Origin of the sequence: Microbacterium sp. ISL-103 (assembly GCF_018613995.1) — a bacterium.
GTDB lineage: Bacteria > Actinomycetota > Actinomycetes > Actinomycetales > Microbacteriaceae > Microbacterium.
Genome location: NZ_JAGGPD010000526.1, coordinates 1 through 2,278, shown reverse-complemented (window position 1 = coordinate 2,278; position 2,278 = coordinate 1). Strand labels below are relative to the sequence as shown.

Genomic DNA, 2,278 nt, shown 5'->3' with positions numbered 1-2,278 from the left:
AAGGACCGCGGGTTCCTCGTGTCGCACATCGCCGCGTAATCAGCCGCACACGACGAAGGGCACCGGGATCATCCCGGTGCCCTTCGTCGTGCTCTGCGATGTCTCAGCCGCCGAAGGACAACCGCCCTGCGACCATCGTCGCCGTGACGGGCATGGCTCGGAGGTCGGCGCCGGACGCGCCGAGCGGATCGAATCCACACAGCGCGATATCGGCCGGCTCGCCAGGTCGCAGTGCGGTCCGCACGCTCGCCTGGAGCGCCTGCGCGCGGGTCATCCGCTCTTCGGGATGCCACGGTTCCCTGTCGTCGTCCGTGCGGGTGACGGCCGCCGCGATCGCCTGCCACGGGTCCAGCGGTGCGACCGGCGCATCGGACCCGAACCTCAGCTCGACCCCCGCGTCACGCAGCGCCCCGAGCGGGTAGCCGATCGACGTCTGCCCCGCCCAATGCCGGCCGACGAGGTCTCTGTCGTCGAGCGCATGCTGCGGCTGCACGCTCGCGATGACGCCGAGGCGGCCGAAGCGGGCGAGATCGGAATGACGCACGAGCTGCGCGTGCTCGATCGTGCCCACCGCGCCAGACACCGTGAAGGCGTCGAGAGCCCCCGTGACGGCGCGATCCCCGATCGCGTGGACCGCCACCGCGAGACCCGAGCCCGTGGCGATCGTCAGCAGCTCGCTGAGTTCTGCGGGGGGAACCGTGAGCACGCCGAAGTTCTGCGGATCGCCGGGATACGAGTGCGAGCAGGCGGCGGTTCTCGTGCCGAGCGACCCGTCGCTGATGATCTTCAGCGGCCCCACCCGGATCAGCCCGCGACCCGCCTCGGGTGCATCGCCCCCCTCGCGCAGCTCCCCGGTGCGGAGTCCTTGGCTGATGGCCCGCTGCAGATCGAACGGATAGATCGCGAACTCGACGCGGTGGGCAGCGAACCCTGCAGCGATCCGGCGCGGCCAGGCATCCGCGTTCCATGCCATGTCGAAGTCGACGAGTCCGGTGATGCCCCGAGAGGCGGCTCGCTCCCCCGCTGCCATGACCGCTGCGTCGCCGCGTGCGGGGTCGACCGCGTTGAGCCGCCGCGAGATCTCGAAGGCATCCTGCTCACGGAGCATCCCATCAGCGCTGTCGAAGCCCTCGAGCCGCAGCGCCGCGGAGTTCAGCCAGGTGCTGTGCACGTCGGCGTTGATGAGATAGGTGGGCACGGGTCCGGTCGCGCCGTCGAGCAGGGCGAGAGTCGGACGGTCAGGCCAAAGTGCATCGCGGAATCCGCTGCCGACCTTGCGTCCATCGGGCAGGGGGGCAGCGGCACTCATGATCGACGCTGCCTCAGCGGCGGACGCCGCGCCACCGAGGGCGACGCGCTCGGTCGCAAGCGCCCACTGCACCGTGTGCACGTGGTTGTCCCACAGTCCGGGCAGAGCCCACGCACCCTGCCCGTCGAGCACCTCCCCGCGCGCCGGGAGTGCCCGAGTCGGAGCGATGTCGCTGATGACACCGTCGTCGATGAAGATGTCAGCAGGCTCGTCATCCACGAGGAACTCGCTGCCCGGACCCGTGATGCGCACTCCGGTGATCGTCTGGATCGACGCGCCGGCGCCCGTCACCGTGAGCCCCCCTCGCGTGCCTCCTGGGCACGCCGCATCTCGGCTGCGAGATCCGGCTGGGCGTACGGCCCGGTGCCCTCGAGCTCGGCTATCACCGCGGCGACCGTCTCGGCCGGCTTGTTCTGGCTGAGCTTCCGCTTCGCCACGACGCGCGTCGGGGTCAACCGGAAGCCCACCGTTCCCGCTGCGAGGCGCGTGACGAAGGCGGGGTCGTTCGGGCGCTCCCACATGCGTCGCGGATCGGGCATCCGACCTTCGAAGCGGTCGACGAGCCGGTCGAGGACAGCAAGGTTCTCCTCATCGCTGAGGATCTCGGGGACACCCGCGAGATGCACCGCGGTGTAGTTCCACGTGGGTACGGCCTGCACGTCGCCGTACCACCCTGGAGAGATGTATCCGTGAGGACCCTGGAAGATCACGAGCAGCTCGCGTTCGCCCATCCCGTGGATCAGGTCGTCAGGCCGACCCACATGACCGACGATCGTGAGGTCGTCCCGATCGTCGTCGAGCAGCACCACGTAGTGCGAGGAGACGAGGCCGTCCGGCCCGTGGCTGACGATCGTCGCCCACGGATTGTCACCGATGACCCGGCGGATCTCGGCGACGTCCGCAAGCGTGAAACTGGGGTTCTGACGCATCCCTTCAGCCTATGCCGAGGGCTCAGGCCTGCCAGCGAGG

Annotated in this window: 2 protein-coding genes; both read right to left on the bottom strand. The window is 69.7% G+C overall.

Annotated elements, in window-relative coordinates; all coding sequences use genetic code 11:
• Positions 1-103: 103 nt before the first annotated feature.
• On the bottom strand, positions 104-1,600 hold the full coding sequence (locus tag J7E68_RS17080; RefSeq protein WP_215174609.1) for an amidohydrolase family protein: 1,497 nt from the start codon (positions 1,598-1,600) through the stop codon (positions 104-106).
• A complete protein-coding gene (locus J7E68_RS17075; RefSeq protein WP_215174607.1) occupies positions 1,597-2,238 on the bottom strand; it encodes an FMN-binding negative transcriptional regulator in 642 nt (213 codons plus the stop codon). Before J7E68_RS17075 ends, J7E68_RS17080 begins: the two co-directional genes overlap by 4 nt.
• Positions 2,239-2,278 lie beyond the last annotated feature (40 nt).

Coding starts and splice junctions, on each gene's coding strand:
- J7E68_RS17075 (WP_215174607.1), bottom strand. CDS start 2,238: ATGCGTCAGAACCCCAGTTTCACGCTTGCGGACGTCGCCGAGATCCGC.